The sequence below is a fragment of the Rhizobium changzhiense genome (assembly GCF_013087625.1).
Lineage (GTDB): Bacteria > Pseudomonadota > Alphaproteobacteria > Rhizobiales > Rhizobiaceae > Rhizobium > Rhizobium sophorae.
Map to the genome: position 1 here is coordinate 1,371,961 of NZ_JABFCQ010000001.1, position 18,445 is coordinate 1,390,405.

An 18,445-nucleotide genomic window follows, 5' to 3' on the forward strand; every position below is an offset into this window, starting at 1 on the left:
ATAGCACTAAAGCGCGGCGCATTGAAATCGATTCATGCGACGCGCTTTAGCTCTTTGTTTCATGCATGTCGTCATCCCGGAAGCGCTGCACACTTCCAGGCGACATGCATTGGCTTTTACATGAAAACAATCGCCGCGGCATCACGCCAGCGCGATCTCCAGCGTCACATCGGCCGGGCGGCGGTTTTCGAGGATCAGCCGGCCGTTCGGCAGGTCGTTGCCGTAGACCTTGGCGTTGGCGGCCTCTTCGGTCAGGTTGTAACCGCGCCAGCGATCCCAAAGGCGCTCTTCCAGCACCTCGATTGGTGGGGCGAGCATGATCGTGTAGTCGAAGATGCCGTCGAGTTCAGCCCATTTGCCCTGCGTGAAGAGCAGATAATTGCCTTCGATGATAATGAAACGATCCTCGGGAGAGATCGGCCGGGCAGAGGCAATCGCAAGCTCGCGCGAGCGGTCGAAGACGGGGACGAGAACTTCCTGATCTGCGGGGCGAACCGCGCGGACGATATCCAGGAAGCCACGCACATCGAAGGTTTCCGGAATGCCCTTGCGGGCCAGCAGGCCGCGTTCGATGAGAATGGCATTGTCCATGTGGAAACCATCCATGGGCAGCACCGCGACGCTCTCGCCTTTCGCCTTCAGGGCGTTGGCCAGATTGTCGGCCATGGTCGATTTGCCGGCACCCGGCGGCCCGGCGATGGCGACGAGGAAACGCCTGGAGTTGCCGGCGCGGTTCAGAACCTCGCCGGCAATTTCGTCTACGCTCGCCGTCATGCCGCGACGGGCTCCGTCGGCACAGCCTTGGCGCCGGTCATGAAGGCGACGGCGTCGGACATGGTGTATTCCTTCGGATCGATCACCGTCAGCCGCCGGCCGAGACGGTGGATATGGATCCGGTCGGCCACTTCGAAGACATGCGGCATGTTGTGGGAGATCAGCACGATCGGCAGGCCTCGGGCGCGCACGTCGAGGATCAGTTCCAGCACGCGGCGGCTTTCCTTGACGCCGAGCGCTGCCGTCGGTTCGTCCATGATGATGACCTTCGAGCCGAAGGCTGCGGCACGGGCGACCGCGACACCCTGGCGCTGACCGCCGGAGAGCGTTTCCACTGCCTGGTTGATGTTCTGGATGGTCATCAGGCCGAGTTCGGTGAGCTTGTTGCGCGCCAGCTTTTCCATCGCCGGCCGGTCGAGCATTCGAAACATCGAACCGAGCACGCCGGGTTTGCGGATCTCGCGGCCGAGGAACATGTTGTCGGCGATCGACAGCGCCGGCGAAAGAGCGAGATTCTGATAGACGGTCTCGATGCCAGCCTCGCGCGCTTCCATCGGCGAGCGGAACTGCACCTGCCGGCCTTCCAGCGTGATCACCCCCTCGTCCGGGGTGACGGCGCCCGATATCGCCTTGATGAGCGAGGATTTGCCGGCGCCGTTATCGCCGATGACGGCGAGGATTTCACCCGGATAGAGGTCGAAATCGGCATTGTCGAGCGCGGTCACGCGTCCATAACGCTTGACGAGACCGCGGGCGGTGAGAAGGGGTTCGCGAGCCATGATTACACCGAAACCTTTCTGATCCACTGATCGATGGCGACAGCGGCGATGATCAGCACGCCTGTCAAAAGGACTTTCCATTGCGGGTCTGCGCCGAGCATGTTGAGGCCCATCGAGACGACGCCGACGATCATGGCACCGAAGAGCGTGCCGAGAATGGAGCCGCGGCCGCCGAACAGCGAGATGCCGCCGATCACGGTCGCAGTGATCGCCTGGAGGTTAAAATCGGTGACGGCCGAGGACGGCGAGATCGAGCCATTGCGGCCGATCGAGACCCAGGCGGCCAATCCGGCAATGACGCCTGAAATGGCGTAAACGGTCAGCAGCACCTTCTTGGTCTGAATACCCGAGAGCTTGGCCGCCTCCGGATCGTCGCCGACCGCATAGACATGCCGGCCCCAGGCGGTGTGATTGAGGACATACCAGAGCACCAGGACGAGCAGCACCATGGCGATGACGCCGAGGGTCAGCACGGCGCTGCCGAGCTTGAAGCTCACGGCGAAAAGATGCAGCAGCGGCGCCTTTTCGTCGACGTCGGTGTCGCGGATCGTCTCATTGGCGGAATAGATGAAATTCGTCGCCATGACGATATTCCAGGTGCCGAGCGTGACGATGAAGGGCGGCAGCTTCATGTAGGCGACGAGGAAGCCGTTCAGCAATCCGCAAAGGCCGCCGACGACAAGCCCGGCGACCACTGCAATCGGCGTCGGTATGCCATAAGTGATGGCGACATTGCCCATGATAACCGCCGAAATCACCATGATGACGCCGATCGAAAGATCGATGCCGGCGGTCAGGATGACCAGCGTCTGGGCGGCGCCGAGAATACCGACGATGGCGATCTGCTGCAGGATCAGCGTCAGCGTATAGGACGAGAAGAACCGTCCGCCGATCGTCATCCCGAAAATGATGATCGCCAGCACCAGCACGATCAGCGGCACGGCGGCCGGCGTCGAGTGGAGAAAATGCTGCGCGCGCTTGATCAGCGAGACATTCTCGGGCTCGAAGGAGGCAACGCTCTTGTCGCTGCCGTCGAGGACACGTTCGAATTCCTGTGTTCCGGTCATGGTTCCTCCTCCGCATCCGCGCGCCGAACTCGCGCGGGGGCCGTCACCGATATCCATCCGGTCTTTGATTAGCCGGTTCGTGAGGCGACGGAACATCGTCCGTCGAAAACGGCCGGGGATCAAGCCCCGGCCGATCTGCTTTCAACAATCAGGGCTCAGCCCCAGCACTTGTCCGTGCCTTCCTTGGTGTCGATCGACTTGACGCCGGAAACCGGCTTGTCGGTGACGAGCGAGACGCCGGTGTCGTAGAAGGACTTGCCTTCGGTCGGCTTCGGCTTTTCGCCGCTGTCGGCGAACTTCTTGATCGCCTCGACGCCAAGGGCTGCCATCATCAGCGGATATTGCTGCGAGGTGGCGCCGATGACGCCTTCCTTGACCGACTTCACGCCCGGGCAACCGCCGTCGACCGAGACGATCAGCACGTTCTTTTCCATGCCGACGGCCTTCAGCGCCTGATAGGCGCCGACCGCGGCCGGCTCGTTGATCGTGTGGATGACGTTGATGCTCGGATCTTTCTGCAGAAGGTTTTCCATGGCCTTGCGGCCGCCTTCTTCATTGCCGTTGGTCACATCATGACCGACGATACGAGCATCGTCCTCGTCGCCGATCTTGTTCGGGTCCTTCGGATCGATGCCGAAGCCCATCATGAAGCCCTGGTCGCGCAGAACGTCGACCGTCGGCTGCGACGGGGTCAGGTCGAGGAAGCCGACCTTGGCATCCTTGGCCTTGTCGCCCATCGTTTCCTTGGCCCACTGGCCGATCAGCTTGCCGGCGAGCAGGTTGTCGGTGGCGAAGGTGGCGTCGGCGGCATCGGCCGGCTCGAGCGGCGTGTCGAGAGCGATGACCAGCAGGCCGGCTTCACGCGCCTTCTTGACCGAAGAGACGATGCCCTTGGTGTCGGAAGCAGCAATCAGGATGCCCTTTGCGCCATCGGCAATGCAGCTTTCGATCGCGGCCACCTGGCTTTCGCTGTCACCGTCGACCTTGCCCGCATAGGACTTCAGCGAAACGCCGAGTTCCTTGGCCTTGGCCGTCGCACCTTCCTTCATCTTGACGAAGAAGGGGTTGGTGTCGGTCTTGGTGATAAGGCAGGCAGCAACGTCAGCCGCCATGACAGGAGCGGAAAAGGTGACACCAAGCGCGAGCGCGCCGAAAGCGAGAACAGATTTCTTCATGGAACTCCTCCCAGAGTTTGCCGGCGCCGCCCCTGCGGGGCCGGAATTTACAGAACGACACGTCGCCGTGGATGGCAATGCCTCCACCGGTCCCGTGCCCTTGACGACGGCAATTAAGAGCGAAAAGAAATCGCCTTGTCAATAAATAAATCCAATTGAATTATTAATCCGATGTGGCATGCTCGATCGAATTAGGGCATAGGCCAACAATCGGGAGGAGCGGCCATGTCGTCCTTGGATGGACCGGCAAACATACCGGTCCCGCCACCAATTCTGAATCCGGCCGGCGGTGCGAACCAGGTCAGGGTGCGAGCCTATAACGAACGGCTCGTGCTGTCGTTGGTGCGTCTCTACGGCGCGCTGTCGAAGGCCGATATCGCGCGCCGCAGCGGACTGTCGGCGCAGACCGTCTCCGTCATCATGCGGGTGCTGGAGAAGGAAGGGCTGCTGTCGCGCGGGGATCCGGTGCGCGGCCGTGTCGGCCAGCCGTCGATCCCGATGCATCTCAATCCCGACGCCGTCTATTCTTTCGGCCTGAAGATGGGCCGGCGCAGCGCCGATCTAGTGCTGATGGATTTCGTCGGCCGCATCCGCATGCAGCTGCACCGGACCTATTCCTATCCGCTGCCGGATGAGATCCTTGCCTTCGTCACCTCGGGCATCCGCGAACTCGAAGAGCGGCTCGACGACAAGCAGCGCGGCCGCATTGCCGGCCTCGGCATCGCCGCCCCCTTCGAGCTCTGGAACTGGGCCGAAGAGGTGGGCGCGCCGGCCGGCGCCATGGAGGTCTGGCGCGAGATCGACCTGCAAGCCGACATCGCCGCGCGCGTCTCGCATCCGGTCTTTCTGCAGAATGATGCGACCAGCGCCTGCGGCGCCGAACTGGTCTTCGGCGTCGGACCGTCCTATCCGGATTTCGTCTATTTCTTCATCGGTTCCTTCATCGGGGGCGGCATCGTGCTCAATTCGGCGATCTTTTCCGGCCGCACCGGCACGGCGGGTGCGATCGGGCCGCTGCCAGTGCGCGGCAAGGACGGCGAGACCAAGCAGTTGCTCGAAATCGCCTCGATCTTCGTGCTCGAAAACATGCTGCGCGAGCGCGGCATCGATCCCGAGCCGCTCTGGTATTCGGCCGACGGCTGGGTGGATTTCGGCGAGCCGATGGAAGCCTGGATCCAGGACAGCGCCAAGGCGCTGGCGCAGGCAATCGTCGCCGCCGCCTCGATCGTCGATTTCAGCGCGGCCGTCATCGACGGCGGCTTTCCCGATTGGGTGCGCAGCCGCGTGGTGCAGGCCACCATCGACGAAGCCGCCAAGCTCGACCTGCAAGGCGTCGTCATGCCCGAAATCATCGAGGGCGCGGTCGGCGCCCAGGCGCGCGCCATCGGCGGCGCCAGCCTGCCGATCTTCGCGCGTTACCTCACCGACCAGAACGTACTCTTCAAGGAGGTAGACCATGCTGAAAGGACTTGATCCGCTGTTGAGCCCGGAGCTGCTTTTTACGCTTCGCGCCATGGGCCATGGCGACGAGATCGCCATCGTCGACGGCAATTATCCGGGCGTCGAACATGCCCGCCGGCTGATCCGGCTCGACGGCCACCGCCTCATCCCGGTTCTCAACGCCGTGCTCAGCGTGCTGCCGATCGACGATTTCGTGGCGGAAGCAATCTTCCGCTCGACCGTCAAGGCCGAGCGCGACAAGCTCGACCCCGTGCATGAGGAGATGATCGACTGCTGTGCGCGCCACGAGCCGCACCGGCAGGTGGTGCCGCTGATCGGCCAGGATTTCTACGGAAGGGTGAAGACTGCCCATGCCTTGATCCAGACCGGCGAGCCCAGGCTCTACGCCAACATCATCCTGCGAAAGGGCGTGATCTATCCCAAGGAAGCGGACGCCCATGCGGCGGCCGAGGTGGATCCGTTCGTCTACTAGCAATTCCAGAAAAAAAGCGCAGCGGGGGTTTCGGGCCGGCTGAAGGTCAGTCTTTCGCCATTCGTTGGATGGATGTTACTGTGCGGCCGGTGGGTTGGTCCACCGCGCCGGCAAACCGCTTGCTAAGCCAAGTGCTGCGAACGGCGCCTCACCATCGGCGGCGGACGTCAAGCGGCTGCATAGACACGCGGGACTAGGCCGGTGAAACGATGAGGACACGGATCTCACATGGCACCTGACATGAGCGCGCCTCCTCGTCGCAGCACCACCGGCCTGCGCAAGTTTCTGGATCCCGAGCAGCAGCACGCTTGGATAGAAGGCGAGGCGGAGTTGATCGACGCCGAAGAACGCCTGGAGTCCCTGGAGCAGCGGTTCAAATATGTCCCACGGTTTCAGAAGCTGCTTCGTCGCCCGCAGGCGCAAGACGTTCTGGAAATTCTCAGGGTATACGGACAAACCTGCATCCCCATCCCGCGCGAGACCGAGCGTCACTACTGGTCGGTTTCGTGTCTGCCCTCGACGTCCGACAAGCCGCTCGTCCGCGTGAATGCGAGCTGGATGGAGCTTTTCACGCTCTATGCCGACGGCGAGGGCCTGCGTGCACGATTCCTGGTGCATCTTTCGCATTTCACCACGGATCATTCACCCGCGCAGGGCGACGTGGACGAGGCTTTTCTCGAGGACTGCGTCGCGACGCCCGAGGACGTCGGCTATTTTTTTCCGCGCGGCGACGACATTTTCGGCATCACTGTGCGGGGCTCGGCCTCGATCCGCAAGTTCCTCGCGGAGCGCCGCATCTTGTGCGCCATTCGGACTTTCAATGTGACGCATATGAACCGAGGTCGGAACGCCTATCAGGCGAGCCACTGCTACAGCCTGGCGGATACGATGCTGGCAGATTGATCGGCTCCGGGATGCGCCCTGCACCCATCCGCGGATTCTTCAGCCGTTCGAAAGAACGGCAGATTGCGGCGACCGTAGACACCATGAAACCGAATCCTCATCCGATTTGCGGCAAAGATATCCATTCTGCGCAGCGAAACTCCGTGCCTTCGTAAAGGCAACCCACCATTAACCTATCAAGCGCACAGATGACCTTTGGGATTTGTCGGTGCTGCGCGGCTCCATCAGCCACTGCGATACCGGCCCTCTTATTCCGCCCGAATGAATTGAGGCGGTCTTCGATCACGGCGTGGGACCGCCGATGCCGTGACGTTGCGCCATCCGTCGTCGGCATTCAGTGATAACGAGTGTACCAAACTGGCCATGACGGCTCTTCACACAACAGGAGCCTGTTCATATGCCTCGCATCCAACCAACCAGACCGCAAATGGAGATCGTTGCCTGGCTCGCGGTCTTCCTGCTTCTCTTCTGCCTATCTTGGTTCCTCCAATGGCATGAAGAGCTGGATGAGTTCATCGAGGAGCATCATGACTATCCGCTGGACCACGCGCTCCTCGCCCTCAATATCTCCGGGTTTCTCGGGCTCATTTATTCCGCGCTGAGAATTCGGGATCTTTCGAGGGAGGTCAGTCGCCGGCTGCAGGCCGAAAAGAATGTAGACTGGATTGCCTGTCACGACACGCTGACCGAACTGCCTAACCGCAGGTTTCTGGATTCCGTATGCGCGCAGGCGATGACCGATCAAAAGGCACAAGAAGCCTATGCCGTGTTCAGCATCGATCTCGACGGCTTCAAGAAGATCAATGACCTCCTGGGGCACGATCACGGTGATGCGGTGCTGAAGACTGTTGCTCAGCGGCTCTCCTCCCTCTTTCCCCGTGAACACGTTTTCCGCCTTGGCGGAGACGAATTCGTTGTTCTGGCACGGCGCACCGGAAATCCCGATCTTGTCGCGTTGGGGAACCGCATAGTGACGGTGATCGGCAAGCCGTTCACTTTCAATGGTGTCGCCGTCGACCTCGGCGCCAGTGTCGGCTTCGCGCTTTTCCCGGAGAACGGCGATGACCTCAGTCAAGTCATTCGACATTCAGACTGTGCGATGTATGTGGCGAAAAAGCAGGGGCGCAATCTGGTGAAGCCCTTCGTGCCTTCGATGCAGGACGAGTTGGCGAAGCGGGTTCGGGTGGAAGCGGATCTGAGAGCAGCCATCAAGAAGGCTGAGATCGTTCCCTACTATCAACCTCTCGTAGACCTGAAGACGAATAGGATTATCGGCTTCGAGGCCCTGGCACGCTGGAAGACGGCCTCCGGCGAATTCATCCCACCGAACGAGTTCATTCCTGTGGCAGAGGAAGCCGGCCTGATCGTCGAATTGACCGACCAACTGCTTCGCCACGCCTGCACCGATGCGCTTTCGTGGCCAAGTGAGCTTGTCCTGTCATTCAACCTTTCTCCGATCCAACTGAGCGACCGACTACTGGGGCTGCGAATTCTCAAGATATTGGGCGATGTCGGTCTGCCCGCGCATCGGATCGAGCTTGAGGTGACGGAGAGCGCCATCATCCAAGATGCCGTCACGGCACGAATCGTGCTCGACGATCTGGTGAACGCAGGCGTCAGGATTGCTCTCGACGACTTTGGAACAGGTTATTCCAGCCTCTCACAATTATCCAACTACCGGTTCGACAAGATCAAGATCGACAGGAGTTTCGTCTCCTCATTCGAGACCAATGACAAGCAAGACAAGGTGATCAAGGCGATCATCGCTCTCGGTGTGGGACTTGGCGTGACGATAACGGCCGAGGGTATCGAAGAGGAGAGCCAGCTTCAGCGGCTTCAGGACCTGGGTTGCGACATCGGCCAAGGGTATCTGCTTGGCAGGCCAGCGCCGGTCGCGGAGCTTGCCACAGGCCAGGTCAGCGCCAGAATTTTGCAACGCGGTTGATGGGGGCCGCGGTATGTCGGCTCTGAATGAGAGCCGATACGAGCTTACCGACTTCAAGTTACGCTTATCAATTCCTCACTTTTCGCCCAAAGTCGCTTGGCCTTGTCGGCGTCGAGCGCATAGGACCTGACGCCGTCGGCAAAGGGGTTGGGCGTGTCATTGATCGGCGCGACCGCGCAATCTTCGAGATAATGTCCACCGATTTCGTCCTTATCAGCCACGACTGCGGCCCAGACCGACGTTGCCGCCACCTGCGGGATGTCTTTCAGCTCTGCCGGCGGAAGACCGGCTTCGGCGCGGGCTTTGCCAACGGCCTCGAACAGGCCCTGCAAGTCTTCCTGCCGGAGATGGCGGGGCAGATCTGTGAGGCTATTGCCGGGCATCACCGAGGCGGCTCGAATGCCGCGGTCGCGATGCCGCGTGTCGAATTCCGCGGCGAAGAGAGACGTTGCCGTCTTCGATCGGCCGTAGGCGAGCCATGGATCGTAGGCCTGTCGCTCGAAATTCGGATCGTCCAGGTCGACATCGGCGACGCGATGCGCCTGGGACGACAGCACCACCAGGCGGCCGTTATCGGTAAGCAGCGGCTCGATCCGATTGACCAAGGCGAAATGACCGAGATGGTTGGTCCCGAACTGGAGTTCGAAGCCGTCGGCCGTCCGAGCGAACGGGGTTGCCATGACGCCGGCATTGGCGATGATGGAATCGAACGGCTGGCCGGCCGCCAACAGCCTGTCGGCACAGGCGCGAACGCTTTGCAGGGATGCCAGATCGAGCTCGATCAGCTCCAGGCTGCTACCTCCTTGCGACGCGGCGTCACGCACCGATGCCGTGACCCGCTCGGCTTTGGCGAGGTCCCTGACCGCGCCGACGACGCTTGCGCCGTGAGCCGCCAATGCGCGGGCGGTTTCAAGCCCAATGCCTGACGATACGCCGGTAATGAGAAACCGCTTTCCCTTGAGATTGACGCCGGCAAGCACCTCGTCGGCGGTCGACTTTGCACCAAATTTCTCGGTCATTTCTTTTCCTTCAATTGCGCGGGTAAGAGTTTCGTCTTGGTCTTCGACGTTCAGATTGCCAAGCCACCGGCCACGTCGATCACGCCGCCGGTGATGTAGCCGCCGTTCGGCCCTGCCAGATGACAGATGAGGGCAGACACCTCCTCAAGCGTCGCAATCCGGCGAATGGCGTGCAGGTTCATGAGCGCCTCGGGGACACCCTCGCCCAGCACCTCTGCCGGCATGTCGGTCCGCACCCCTCAGATTTCATAACATTCATTACGATAACAATCGGTATGAAATTTGACATGCGCCGTCAACCGGTTTAGTAACGGTCATTATGAAATAAGCTGGATTGACCTGATGGGACGCCATCGCGAATTCGATGTGGAGAAAGCGCTCGATGCCGCTTTATGCGTCTTCTGGCGCAAGGGCTACGAGGGCGCCTCCTATACCGACCTGACCGAGGCTGCCGGCGTCGAGAGACCCGCCCTCTATTCTGCATTCGGCAACAAGGAAGCCCTCTTCCGCCTAGCCCTCGATCGCTATTCCGAGCGATTCCTGCACTATATTCCGGAGGCGCTGCAGCTGCCCACGTCGCGTCAAGTTGCTGCACATATCCTCTTCAACGCAGCCGATCTCAATACGCGTTATGCCGACCATACCGGATGCCTCGGCATCAATGGCGCCGTGGCGGGATCGGATGACGCCGAACCTGTGCGGCAAGCGTTGATCGATTTCCGTGCGGCTGGTCAGGCGCAGCTTCGTGAACGCTTCGAACGGGCAAAGGCCGAGGGCGACTTGCCGGAGACGGCCAAAGCCGATGCCCTTGCAGCTTTCGTGATGGCTCTCACGCATGGCATGGCGGTGCAGGCCAAAGCCGGGTTCAGCCGTGAGATGCTGGAGGCCGTTGTCGAACAAGCGCTGTCCACCTGGCCGACCGGCCGTTTCACACTTTGATATCACGGTGTTACGCGACGGAGGCAAACTAAAGGCGGGGAAGATGTCCCCACCCTCAAAGGCCTACGCGCCGGATTTAGGCATAACGATGCGAATGGGGCGGCTACCGATCGGTGCGCCGGTTACACGGTCTATGGTTAGCGGATCGATCTCGGTTCCCGTCTCTTCATCGAAAAATTGGGTGACATCGCCACCGGCACGGTGCTTCCGGCCCCAGGCGCCGAGAGCAAACAGCACCGGCAGGAAATCTTGACCCGCTTCTGTCAGGACATACTCATCCCGGGGCGGCCGCTCAGAATAACGCCGTTTCTCCAGGAGCCCCTCCTCTGTCAGAGCCGCCAGCCGACTGGTCAACATGGTCGGTGCTATGCCCAGACTCTTGCGGAACGCGTCGAAGCGGGTCGACCCGGCATGAGCATCGCGCATGATCAGCATACTCCAAGCATCACCCACCAAGGCGAGGCTACGGGCAATCAGACAGGGCTGGTTTGAAAGATCTTCATATTGATATCTTTTTGATAGTGACTTAGTTGTAAATTGATAGTAACTGAATGCGGAACGATATTCCACCGCAAAGGACGGTCCAAATGCAGGCAGGGTCAGTCGATGGGCGTCGCTATCGTCTTTAGGACGTCAACTGAGGAGCCAAATCATGAAATACTACCTCTGCAAATACATTCCGCCGCGCACAGACTTTCTGGCGACCATGTCTGCCGACGAGCAGGAATGGCTGAAGCAGCACGGGATTTTTCTGGATGCGCTTCTCGATGAGGGAAAGATCGTCGCCCATGGTCCGGTGATGGATCCTGCCGGCGGCTACGGTGTCTCGCTTTACCAGATTGCCGATGATCAAGACATCGAGGCGATCACCTCGGAAGATCCCATCGTGAAAAACGGCGCCGGCTATTATGAACATCATCCGATGCTCCATCTAAAGGCGCGCGGCTGACGCTGCATTGGCCCTGATTTCCAAAGGGCTTTCGCCAGCGCTCACCTGGTGAACAAGTCACCCTCTATCCCCAACAACCCGGGTTCGAACGGATGGTCTCATCACGCCATCCGACCTGAAAACGACGACCAAAATATCCCACAACCCATCGCTCTTGGCGGTACCAAAGGAAAATTGAAATGAGCAGCAACAATAGGGGCGTCGCCGTCGTCACAGGTGCAGCGGCCGGTATCGGCCGCGCCACCGCAAAGGCTCTGGTAACCGCGGGCTACCGCGTCTTCGGAACCAGCCGCAAGGCGACAGTCGGCTCGGCCAATGGCATTACGATGTTGACCTGCGATGTGACGGACGGTCAATCCGTCGCCAGCATGATCGCCGAGATCATGAAACAGGCTGGCCGGATCGACCTGCTTGTCAACAATGCCGGCGGCGCGCTGATCGGCGGAGCGGAAGAGTCTTCCGTCGAACAAGCTCAGGCGCTCTTCGACCTGAACGTCTTCGGTATCATTCGCGTCACGAACGAGGTTTTGCCGATCATGCGAAACCAGCGCAGCGGCCGCATCATCAACATCAGCTCGGTCGTTGGCTTTATTCCGAGCCCGTTCAGCGCGCTCTATACTGCTACGAAACATGCCGTTGAAGGCTACTCCGAATCCCTCGACCATGAAGTCCGCTCGTTGGGGATCCGCGTTTTGCTTGTCGAACCGGCATTTACCCGCACGGCTCTCGACCATAACTCGACGCAGCCCGACCGGATGATTGGCGTCTACGATGGAGCCCGCAAAACGATGAATTCTGTCTGGAACAGCGCCATCAAAGCAGGCGATGCGCCCGAAGTGGTTGGCGAAGCGGTCGTCAAGGCAGCCACCGCGAAATCGCCGAAACTGCGCTATCCCGCCAGCAAAGCCGCCCGTCAACTGCACTTCCTGCGCCGCTTCGTTCCCGCCAGTGCATTCGACAAGAGCCTGCGCAAGCAGATGAAGCTGCCAGTCTGACACAGGCTGCGGCTCAACAATGCGTCTCATGCCGGTATCCGGCACGAGACGCAGGCAAGACACTAATAGCGATCGGCTCGCATTCGAAGGGACCGCTCTCTCTCGACCCCCATGTCTTTGCAGGCGCGAGGCAACAGATCCCGATTCAGGTGTTCAAGCCGCCATCCACTGTGAGGATGGTTCCTGTGATGTGCCTTGCAGCGGGGCTTGCGAGGAAAGCCACAGCCGCCGCCACATCTTCCGGCTCGCCGTAACGGCCAAGTGGGATCAGGGCACGCTGGAAGTCGGCGAAGTCGCCGTTGGCGGGATTCATTTCGGTGTCGGTCGAACCCGGCTGGACCAGATTTACGGTGATATCGCGAGATCCGAGTTCCCGCGCGAGGCCGCGGGTAAACGAGTGGAGCGCGGATTTTGTCATGAAATAGACCGTGCCGGTGTCACCGACGATGCGTTCGGCGCCGACCGAGCCGATCGTGATCACGCGGCCTCCCGCCTGCAGATAGGGAATGGCGGCCTGCGAAGCGAGCAGAGGCGACCGCACATTGACGTCCAGCAGCGCATCGATCTGCTCGACGCTGACATCGGCGATCGCACCGTAAAGCGCGATTGCGGCATTGTTGACGAGAATGTCGAGACCGCCAAGTGCTTGGGCCGCCTCGTCAACCGAGCGCTTCACGGCCGCCGGATCGGCGCTGTCGGCCTGGATGGCAAGCGCCTTGCGGCCCTTGCGCTCGATAGCCCGCACGACGTCGGCGGCGCGATCGGCCGAACGCTCATAAGTGATGGCGACATCAGCGCCGTTGTCTGCAAGCGCCAATGCGATGGCGGCGCCAATGCCACGCGAGCCACCCGTGACGAGGGCACGCTTTCCAGCCAGTTCTGTCATGATCTTCTCTTTCTGTAGTGATCGACACATAAATAGCTAAGCACGTTGCGATGGGGTGTCAATGGGTTTATATAATGATCGATGCAAAAATCGGATGAGATGTCGCACGTCAATGAAACCCCTGCCCGCAGTCGCGGGAGGCCGCGAGCGTTCGATCGGGAAGCCGCCCTGGCGCAGGCGACCCGCCTGTTCTGGATCAAGGGCTTCGAGGCGACATCGATCGCCGACCTCACCGAGGCGATGGGGATCGGATCGCCGAGTCTCTACGCGGCATTCGGCTCGAAGGAGGCGCTCTATGCCGAGGCGTTGCGCCACTATCGCGACAACAACGAGGCGCTCGTCTGGGCCGGCTTCTTTTCCGCAGGCACGGCCCGTGAGGCGGTGAGGTCGTTTCTGATGGATTCGGCCGCTGCCCTGACCGGCTGTGTCGTGGATATTCCCCGCGGCTGCATGGTGGCGCTCTCTTCGGTCGGCAGCGAGGGCCACGCGGAACTCGGCGAACTCGTACGAGCCGCCCGCGCCGTCACGCTCGAGCGCCTGAAGCTGCGCCTGAACCAGGCGATATCAGCAGGCGAAATTCCGGTCTCGACCGACGTCCACGCACTCGCCCGCTTCGTGCAGACCGTTCAGAACGGCATGTCGATCCTGGCCCGCGACGAAGCGACCCGCGGCGAACTGGAGGCCGTCGCCGAGCTGGCCATGCTGGGTTGGGACACTCGAACCGGGGATGCTGAGCGCAGGCTGGGCTGACCGCGTTTCGAATATCGTTACGCGGATGCTCCTGTGTCACCTTTTGGTCGCGGAAGCTTCGCGGGACCGCGGGAGCAACGGCGCTTGCATCGGCCAAGCCGAAGCGCACCATTCGCGAAGAACAGGAAACGGTTACGGAAACGTCTTCGTGACCTCGATCGTTCCGACGATCGCTGCGTTGAACTGATCCATCTCCTCTGCAGGTATCCAGTATTCGAGATGCGCCCGGCCGCCCGCTTCCTGGACCGCATAGCCGTCGAGGTAATCCTTTCTCACGTCAAACTTCGTCACGAAGCCTGACCCGCTCCTCGGTACATTCCAGTCGCGCGCGATCTTCACGGCATAATCTTCCGACAGCACGGGATAGAAGATCGGCTGGTCGGGCAAGCGCGGAGGAAATCCGCGCATGTCGAGATCGCGAATAAGCGCCAGTTCCTCAGGCCCGACCGGACGCCACAGGGTCACGGTCTCGATATCTTTGCTCATGTTCTTCTCTCTGCGGCAATCCGACAGTCTCTCAGCGAGCCAGCCTTTGGACGTCATTCAAACGGTTGATCTTCAGAGAAAGGCAAACCAATGCCGTGCTCGTAAAGGGTCGACTTATAGTGATTAAGGTAAGACCAAAGCGTATTGCGAAGCCCGTTCAAATCCTCGTAGCCCGGCGTTCCGCGACCAACTTTTTCACATGCATTGCCGCGCTAGCGAGATTCTTTGGTCAAAACTCAACATCCGAAAGGTTTGGGTCCGGCCCAACCACGCGTTCCGATGACAGGAGGCTCAATCGTCGTGAGCAACCAATCATCTGGACTACGCCAGAAAATCTCCTTGAAGCTCACTTTGATCTTCCCGATCTCTTGCCACCAGGCCATCAGCATATCAGGCGATCCCATTTCTCTTGGTTGAAATTGAAAGGGAACCCCATTCGAATTGAGATCGACTAGCTTGGAGTACAGGTCCTCGTTCTCCCAACGTTTGCCTTCGTCAACAAAGGTAATTTCTTGCCGAAGTTCATACGTGCCCGATATCCGGCTACCCCCAATCAGAACGATGCGGCCCTCCGACAGATGAGAAACATTGAGCGGCGGAGGCTCCCCATGTTTCCCAACTTCAACCGTGAAAGGAAGTCTCCGGCCGGGATAGCTCATTGAGATCCAATATGTTTCCGATAAACGCTCAAATCTCTCCCGCCGCGGGCCCCCAGACATCCGTCAGCGCAAAACCACCCGGATGCGGATCGAAGGGGTCGAGGGCCACCTGGGTCAGGCCGAAGGTGAAGCCGCGGCCGGTGATGGTGGGGATGACGGCGGGGCGGCCGGCCACCTCTGTCACCGCCTGGAGGCCGACTTCGAATTCGGAGCCGATGATCGATTTCGAGGTGAAGGTGTCGCCGACCTTGGCCTTGCCGCGGGCATAGAGCGTGGCGAGATTGGCGGAATTGCCGGTGCCGCAGGGCGAACGGTCTGCCCGGCCCGGCCACATGGTGGTGCAGGTGCGCACCGTGCCGTCGGCTTCGGTATCGCGGAACATGACATAGGCGACGCCTGAGATCGCCGGGATCTCGGGATGGACGACCTTGATGTCGCGGTTGATCAGCTCCTTGAGGATCATGCCGGCCTGAACGAGGCCGGCGGCATTGGCCTTCTCAATCGTCAGATTGATCTGGCCGACATCAACCAGCGCATAGAAAATGCCGCCATAGCAGATATCGGCCTTGATCTTTCCCCAATGCGGCGTGTCGATCCCGACATCGAGCTCATGCACGAAGGAGGGCACCATGGTGAGCTTCACCTTCTCGCAGCGTCCGTCGCGGCAGGTCGCCGTCGCCTTGACGAGGCCGGCGGCGGTTTCGAGCGTGACGATCGTCTCCGGCTCCTTCATCTCGACGATGCCGGATTCGAGCAAGGCCGTGGTGACGCAGATCGAATTCGAGCCGGAGCTGGCATGCGCCTGGTCCGGCTGCAGAATGATGAAGGCGGCATCCGCCTCAGGATGCCTTGCCGGCAGCAGCAGGTTGACGGAGCCGATCGGGGCGCCGCGCGGCTCGAGGCAGAGAAAGCGGCGGAGCTCGTCACCCTTCGGATCGGTGTTCAGCCAATGCAGCTGCGCGGCCACGGTATCGCCGGGGATCTTCGGCACGCCGCCGATCGCGACGCGGCCGATCTCGCCTTCGGCATGGACATCCAGCAACTGGATCGTGCGCTTCCATCTCATATCGAAAACTCCAGATCAGACGTGACGGGTGACGCCGCCATCGACGCGGATATTCTGGCCGGTGATATAACCCGCGCCGTCGGAGAGCAGGAAGGCCGCGGTCTTGGCGATCTCCTCCACATAGCCAATGCGCTTCATCGGGACCGTCTCGGCGGTCCCGGGCTTGTGGTTCAAGCTATCGATATAACCCGGCAGAATGCAGTTCATGCGGATATTGTCGGCCGCATAACGATCGGAATAAAGCTTGGTGAAGGCGCCGGCAGCGGCGCGGTAGGTGCAGGAAACCGGGAAGACCAGCGTCGGCTCATAAGCGGCGAAGGTGGTGATGTTGACGAAGGCGCCCTTGCCCTGTTTCAGCATGACCGGCGTCACCAGGCGGGCCATGCGGACTAGCGACAGGATCATCATGTCGGAACCGAGCGTCCAGTTCTCATCCGAAATATCGAGCAGGTCGCCCTTCGGCGGATGGCCGCTCAGGTTGACGACGGCGTCGATGCGGCCATAGGTCTTCATCGTCAGGTCGAAGATCGCCTTCAGATCCTCGGCCTTTTCGGCCACGCCGCGCGAGGCGACGCCGCCAAGTTCGGCCGCCAGCTTCTCGCAGCTTTCCGAAGGCGACATCAGCGCCAGCTGATAGCCTTGGGCGGAGAGCTCGCGAGCGATCGCCTCGCCCATGCCGCGGCCGCCGCCGGTGATCAGCGCTACGGGTTTAGTGGTATCGGACATCGGGGCCTCCTAATATCGGTCTATGCGGAACGGGGTCATATCGAGGGATGGTTTGAGCCCGGTCACCATATCGGCGATCACCAGCGCTGTCGTTGCCGAAAAGGTCAGGCCGAGATGGCCGTGGCCGGTCGCATAAAAAACGCCGGGCATCTTCGACGACGGCGAAATGATCGGGATCGTATCGGGCAGCGCCGGACGATGACCCATCCACTCCGTCGTCTCCTCGACCTTGAGGCCGGGCAGCGCACGCTGGGCATGGCGCACCAGCACCCGCGGACGGCGGAAATCGGGCGCGGCATCGAGACCGGCGAGCTCGACATTGCCGCCGACACGAATGCCGCCCGCCGTCGGCGTCACCATGAAGGCGCGGTGCGGCCAGATCACCGAATAGCGCATCGCGATGCCGGGCTTCATGATCTGCGTGTGATAGCCGCGCTCGGTTTCGAGCGGGATCGGCTCGCCGAGCTTTTCGGCAAGGAAACGGGTGTGGACGCCGGCGGCAAGCACCACCGAACCGGCCTCGATGCGGCGGTTATCCTCGAGGAGAACGACGGCGGTGCCATCGCCCCTGCGCTCGATATTCCGCACAGTGCCGGAGACGAAAGTCGTGCCCGCAGCCTTTGCGGCTTCGGTGAGTGTGACCACCAATTGATAGGGGTCGCGGATCGACTTGTTGTCGGGGAGCAGCACGGCTTTGGCGATCGCCGGCGACAAAGTGGGTTCGTAATATTGAATGGCACCGTTGCTCAACACCTCGAATTCGAGGCCGTAGCGCTGCATCCTGGCGAGGTGGCCGCGATCGGCGGCGAATTCCGCCTCCGTCTCATAGATCGCCAGACAGCCTTCTTCGGTCATCAAGTCGGGTGCGCCGATCGCCTGGAGCATCTCCCTGAAATCGCCAAGCGCCCGGTTCGACAGGCTCATGCCGGCATCCTCGATCTCTCGGAGACGCGACGGCCGGCCGGCAGCGAGGAAGCGCAGGAACCAGGGCAGCATCCTGGCGGCATAAGAGGGACGCAGCCAGACCGGGCCTTCGGGATCGAGCAGCCAGCCGGGGATTTTCTTCCAGGTCGAAGGGCCGGAACCGGCGGCAAAATCGAGCGCAATGCTCGCCATATTGCCGAAAGAGGTGCCACGTCCCGGCTCGCCCTTGTCGATCAGCGTCACCTGCAAACCACGCCGCTGCAGCTCGAAGGCGATCGAGGCGCCGATCACGCCCGCGCCGACGACGACTACGCTTTTCTTCGTCTCATCCGCCATGAATCAACCCATCGCACGGCAGACAAGATTGCCGCGATGAATCTGATATATCACAACGGCGGTGATGCCTAGAGCGGTTCAGCTTTTCATGGAAACGCAGAATCGCTCTAACCTCTTGTTTTACGCAATTCCCG

21 protein-coding genes are annotated in these 18,445 nt (G+C 60.8%); 8 read left to right on the plus strand and 13 right to left on the minus strand.

Going from position 1 to position 18,445, the window contains the following annotated elements:
* Positions 1 to 141: 141 nt before the first annotated feature.
* The 4 genes from G9X68_RS06815 to G9X68_RS06830 form a co-directional block, all read right to left on the minus strand.
* Positions 142 to 774, minus strand: coding sequence for a nucleoside triphosphate hydrolase (locus G9X68_RS06815; protein WP_168307874.1), 633 nt, complete (start codon positions 772 to 774; stop codon positions 142 to 144).
* Positions 771 to 1,553 (minus strand): ATP-binding cassette domain-containing protein, encoded by a 783-nt coding sequence (locus G9X68_RS06820; protein ID WP_131619478.1) that lies wholly within the window; start codon positions 1,551 to 1,553, stop codon positions 771 to 773. Before G9X68_RS06820 ends, G9X68_RS06815 begins: the two co-directional genes overlap by 4 nt.
* Positions 1,554 to 1,555: 2 nt before the next feature.
* Positions 1,556 to 2,620, minus strand: a complete 1,065-nt coding sequence (locus G9X68_RS06825) for an ABC transporter permease (RefSeq protein WP_168307875.1) — start codon at positions 2,618 to 2,620, stop codon at positions 1,556 to 1,558.
* 155 nt (positions 2,621 to 2,775) lie between these two features.
* Positions 2,776 to 3,795 (minus strand): sugar ABC transporter substrate-binding protein, encoded by a 1,020-nt coding sequence (locus G9X68_RS06830; RefSeq protein WP_003545066.1) that lies wholly within the window; start codon positions 3,793 to 3,795, stop codon positions 2,776 to 2,778.
* Between the two features lie 225 nt (positions 3,796 to 4,020).
* Here G9X68_RS06830 and G9X68_RS06835 point away from each other — a divergent pair, with 225 nt between their 5' ends.
* The 4 genes from G9X68_RS06835 to G9X68_RS06850 all read left to right on the plus strand — a co-directional run bounded on the left by G9X68_RS06835 (position 4,021) and on the right by G9X68_RS06850 (position 8,576).
* Positions 4,021 to 5,268 carry an ROK family transcriptional regulator gene (locus G9X68_RS06835; protein ID WP_168307877.1) on the plus strand — a complete coding sequence of 416 codons (1,248 nt, stop codon included), beginning with the start codon at positions 4,021 to 4,023 and terminating at the stop codon, positions 5,266 to 5,268.
* Positions 5,252 to 5,728 (plus strand): RbsD/FucU family protein, encoded by a 477-nt coding sequence (locus G9X68_RS06840; protein ID WP_168307878.1) that lies wholly within the window; start codon positions 5,252 to 5,254, stop codon positions 5,726 to 5,728. Before G9X68_RS06835 ends, G9X68_RS06840 begins: the two co-directional genes overlap by 17 nt.
* A gap of 228 nt (positions 5,729 to 5,956) precedes the next feature.
* Entirely contained in the window at positions 5,957 to 6,631 is a 675-nt protein-coding gene (locus tag G9X68_RS06845; protein WP_171601754.1) for a hypothetical protein, read from the plus strand.
* A gap of 397 nt (positions 6,632 to 7,028) precedes the next feature.
* A complete protein-coding gene (locus G9X68_RS06850) occupies positions 7,029 to 8,576 on the plus strand; it encodes a putative bifunctional diguanylate cyclase/phosphodiesterase (protein ID WP_171601755.1) in 1,548 nt (515 codons plus the stop codon).
* 53 nt (positions 8,577 to 8,629) lie between these two features.
* Here G9X68_RS06850 and G9X68_RS06855 read toward each other — a convergent pair whose 3' ends face one another.
* Together G9X68_RS06855 and G9X68_RS06860 are read right to left on the minus strand one after the other, a co-directional pair.
* Positions 8,630 to 9,595, minus strand: a complete 966-nt coding sequence (locus G9X68_RS06855) for an SDR family NAD(P)-dependent oxidoreductase (protein ID WP_171601756.1) — start codon at positions 9,593 to 9,595, stop codon at positions 8,630 to 8,632.
* Between the two features lie 50 nt (positions 9,596 to 9,645).
* Entirely contained in the window at positions 9,646 to 9,819 is a 174-nt protein-coding gene (locus G9X68_RS06860; RefSeq protein WP_244956117.1) for a hypothetical protein, read from the minus strand.
* A gap of 118 nt (positions 9,820 to 9,937) precedes the next feature.
* Between G9X68_RS06860 and G9X68_RS06865 the strand changes: the two genes are divergently transcribed.
* Positions 9,938 to 10,534, plus strand: coding sequence for a TetR/AcrR family transcriptional regulator (locus G9X68_RS06865; protein WP_171601757.1), 597 nt, complete (start codon positions 9,938 to 9,940; stop codon positions 10,532 to 10,534).
* A 63-nt stretch (positions 10,535 to 10,597) separates the two neighbouring features.
* Here G9X68_RS06865 and G9X68_RS06870 read toward each other — a convergent pair whose 3' ends face one another.
* Complete coding sequence (locus G9X68_RS06870; RefSeq protein WP_244956141.1) at positions 10,598 to 11,011, minus strand: winged helix-turn-helix transcriptional regulator; 414 nt, start codon at positions 11,009 to 11,011, stop codon at positions 10,598 to 10,600.
* Positions 11,012 to 11,186: 175 nt separating this feature from the next.
* On the opposite strand from G9X68_RS06870, the gene G9X68_RS06875 reads away from it, so the two are divergent.
* Together G9X68_RS06875 and G9X68_RS06880 are read left to right on the plus strand one after the other, a co-directional pair.
* Entirely contained in the window at positions 11,187 to 11,483 is a 297-nt protein-coding gene (locus G9X68_RS06875; protein ID WP_171601759.1) for a YciI family protein, read from the plus strand.
* Between the two features lie 179 nt (positions 11,484 to 11,662).
* A complete protein-coding gene (locus G9X68_RS06880; protein ID WP_171601760.1) occupies positions 11,663 to 12,478 on the plus strand; it encodes an oxidoreductase in 816 nt (271 codons plus the stop codon).
* Between the two features lie 145 nt (positions 12,479 to 12,623).
* Here G9X68_RS06880 and G9X68_RS06885 read toward each other — a convergent pair whose 3' ends face one another.
* On the minus strand, positions 12,624 to 13,364 hold the full coding sequence (locus G9X68_RS06885; protein WP_171601761.1) for an SDR family NAD(P)-dependent oxidoreductase: 741 nt from the start codon (positions 13,362 to 13,364) through the stop codon (positions 12,624 to 12,626).
* Between the two features lie 81 nt (positions 13,365 to 13,445).
* Here G9X68_RS06885 and G9X68_RS06890 point away from each other — a divergent pair, with 81 nt between their 5' ends.
* Complete coding sequence (locus G9X68_RS06890) at positions 13,446 to 14,114, plus strand: TetR/AcrR family transcriptional regulator (RefSeq protein ID WP_171601762.1); 669 nt, start codon at positions 13,446 to 13,448, stop codon at positions 14,112 to 14,114.
* Between the two features lie 132 nt (positions 14,115 to 14,246).
* Here G9X68_RS06890 and G9X68_RS06895 read toward each other — a convergent pair whose 3' ends face one another.
* The 5 genes from G9X68_RS06895 to G9X68_RS06915 all read right to left on the minus strand — a co-directional run bounded on the left by G9X68_RS06895 (position 14,247) and on the right by G9X68_RS06915 (position 18,311).
* Positions 14,247 to 14,600, minus strand: a complete 354-nt coding sequence (locus G9X68_RS06895; RefSeq protein WP_171601763.1) for an ADP-ribosylation/crystallin J1 — start codon at positions 14,598 to 14,600, stop codon at positions 14,247 to 14,249.
* A 236-nt stretch (positions 14,601 to 14,836) separates the two neighbouring features.
* Positions 14,837 to 15,259, minus strand: coding sequence for a hypothetical protein (locus tag G9X68_RS06900; protein ID WP_171601764.1), 423 nt, complete (start codon positions 15,257 to 15,259; stop codon positions 14,837 to 14,839).
* Between the two features lie 28 nt (positions 15,260 to 15,287).
* The gene (locus G9X68_RS06905; protein WP_171601765.1) at positions 15,288 to 16,325 is read right to left on the minus strand and encodes a 4-hydroxyproline epimerase; all 1,038 of its coding nucleotides are present in this window, start codon (positions 16,323 to 16,325) and stop codon (positions 15,288 to 15,290) included.
* 15 nt (positions 16,326 to 16,340) lie between these two features.
* A complete protein-coding gene (locus G9X68_RS06910) occupies positions 16,341 to 17,051 on the minus strand; it encodes an SDR family oxidoreductase (protein ID WP_171601766.1) in 711 nt (236 codons plus the stop codon).
* Between the two features lie 9 nt (positions 17,052 to 17,060).
* Positions 17,061 to 18,311 carry an NAD(P)/FAD-dependent oxidoreductase gene (locus tag G9X68_RS06915; RefSeq protein WP_171601767.1) on the minus strand — a complete coding sequence of 417 codons (1,251 nt, stop codon included), beginning with the start codon at positions 18,309 to 18,311 and terminating at the stop codon, positions 17,061 to 17,063.
* Positions 18,312 to 18,445: the final 134 nt, after the last annotated feature.

Bases quoted from the DNA above. Each gene is read 5' to 3' on its own strand.
- G9X68_RS06885 (WP_171601761.1), bottom strand. From the start codon at position 13,364: ATGACAGAACTGGCTGGAAAGCGTGCCCTCGTCACGGGTGGCTCGCGT.
- G9X68_RS06865 (WP_171601757.1), top strand. From the start codon at position 9,938: ATGGGACGCCATCGCGAATTCGATGTGGAGAAAGCGCTCGATGCCGCT.
- G9X68_RS06820 (WP_131619478.1), bottom strand. From the start codon at position 1,553: ATGGCTCGCGAACCCCTTCTCACCGCCCGCGGTCTCGTCAAGCGTTAT.
- G9X68_RS06905 (WP_171601765.1), bottom strand. From the start codon at position 16,325: ATGAGATGGAAGCGCACGATCCAGTTGCTGGATGTCCATGCCGAAGGC.
- G9X68_RS06890 (WP_171601762.1), top strand. From the start codon at position 13,446: ATGCAAAAATCGGATGAGATGTCGCACGTCAATGAAACCCCTGCCCGC.
- G9X68_RS06895 (WP_171601763.1), bottom strand. From the start codon at position 14,600: ATGAGCAAAGATATCGAGACCGTGACCCTGTGGCGTCCGGTCGGGCCT.
- G9X68_RS06840 (WP_168307878.1), top strand. From the start codon at position 5,252: ATGCTGAAAGGACTTGATCCGCTGTTGAGCCCGGAGCTGCTTTTTACG.
- G9X68_RS06850 (WP_171601755.1), top strand. From the start codon at position 7,029: ATGCCTCGCATCCAACCAACCAGACCGCAAATGGAGATCGTTGCCTGG.
- G9X68_RS06860 (WP_244956117.1), bottom strand. From the start codon at position 9,819: ATGCCGGCAGAGGTGCTGGGCGAGGGTGTCCCCGAGGCGCTCATGAAC.
- G9X68_RS06855 (WP_171601756.1), bottom strand. From the start codon at position 9,595: ATGACCGAGAAATTTGGTGCAAAGTCGACCGCCGACGAGGTGCTTGCC.
- G9X68_RS06880 (WP_171601760.1), top strand. From the start codon at position 11,663: ATGAGCAGCAACAATAGGGGCGTCGCCGTCGTCACAGGTGCAGCGGCC.
- G9X68_RS06830 (WP_003545066.1), bottom strand. From the start codon at position 3,795: ATGAAGAAATCTGTTCTCGCTTTCGGCGCGCTCGCGCTTGGTGTCACC.
- G9X68_RS06910 (WP_171601766.1), bottom strand. From the start codon at position 17,051: ATGTCCGATACCACTAAACCCGTAGCGCTGATCACCGGCGGCGGCCGC.
- G9X68_RS06915 (WP_171601767.1), bottom strand. From the start codon at position 18,311: ATGGCGGATGAGACGAAGAAAAGCGTAGTCGTCGTCGGCGCGGGCGTG.
- G9X68_RS06845 (WP_171601754.1), top strand. From the start codon at position 5,957: ATGGCACCTGACATGAGCGCGCCTCCTCGTCGCAGCACCACCGGCCTG.
- G9X68_RS06900 (WP_171601764.1), bottom strand. From the start codon at position 15,259: ATGAGCTATCCCGGCCGGAGACTTCCTTTCACGGTTGAAGTTGGGAAA.
- G9X68_RS06835 (WP_168307877.1), top strand. From the start codon at position 4,021: ATGTCGTCCTTGGATGGACCGGCAAACATACCGGTCCCGCCACCAATT.
- G9X68_RS06875 (WP_171601759.1), top strand. From the start codon at position 11,187: ATGAAATACTACCTCTGCAAATACATTCCGCCGCGCACAGACTTTCTG.
- G9X68_RS06815 (WP_168307874.1), bottom strand. From the start codon at position 774: ATGACGGCGAGCGTAGACGAAATTGCCGGCGAGGTTCTGAACCGCGCC.
- G9X68_RS06825 (WP_168307875.1), bottom strand. From the start codon at position 2,620: ATGACCGGAACACAGGAATTCGAACGTGTCCTCGACGGCAGCGACAAG.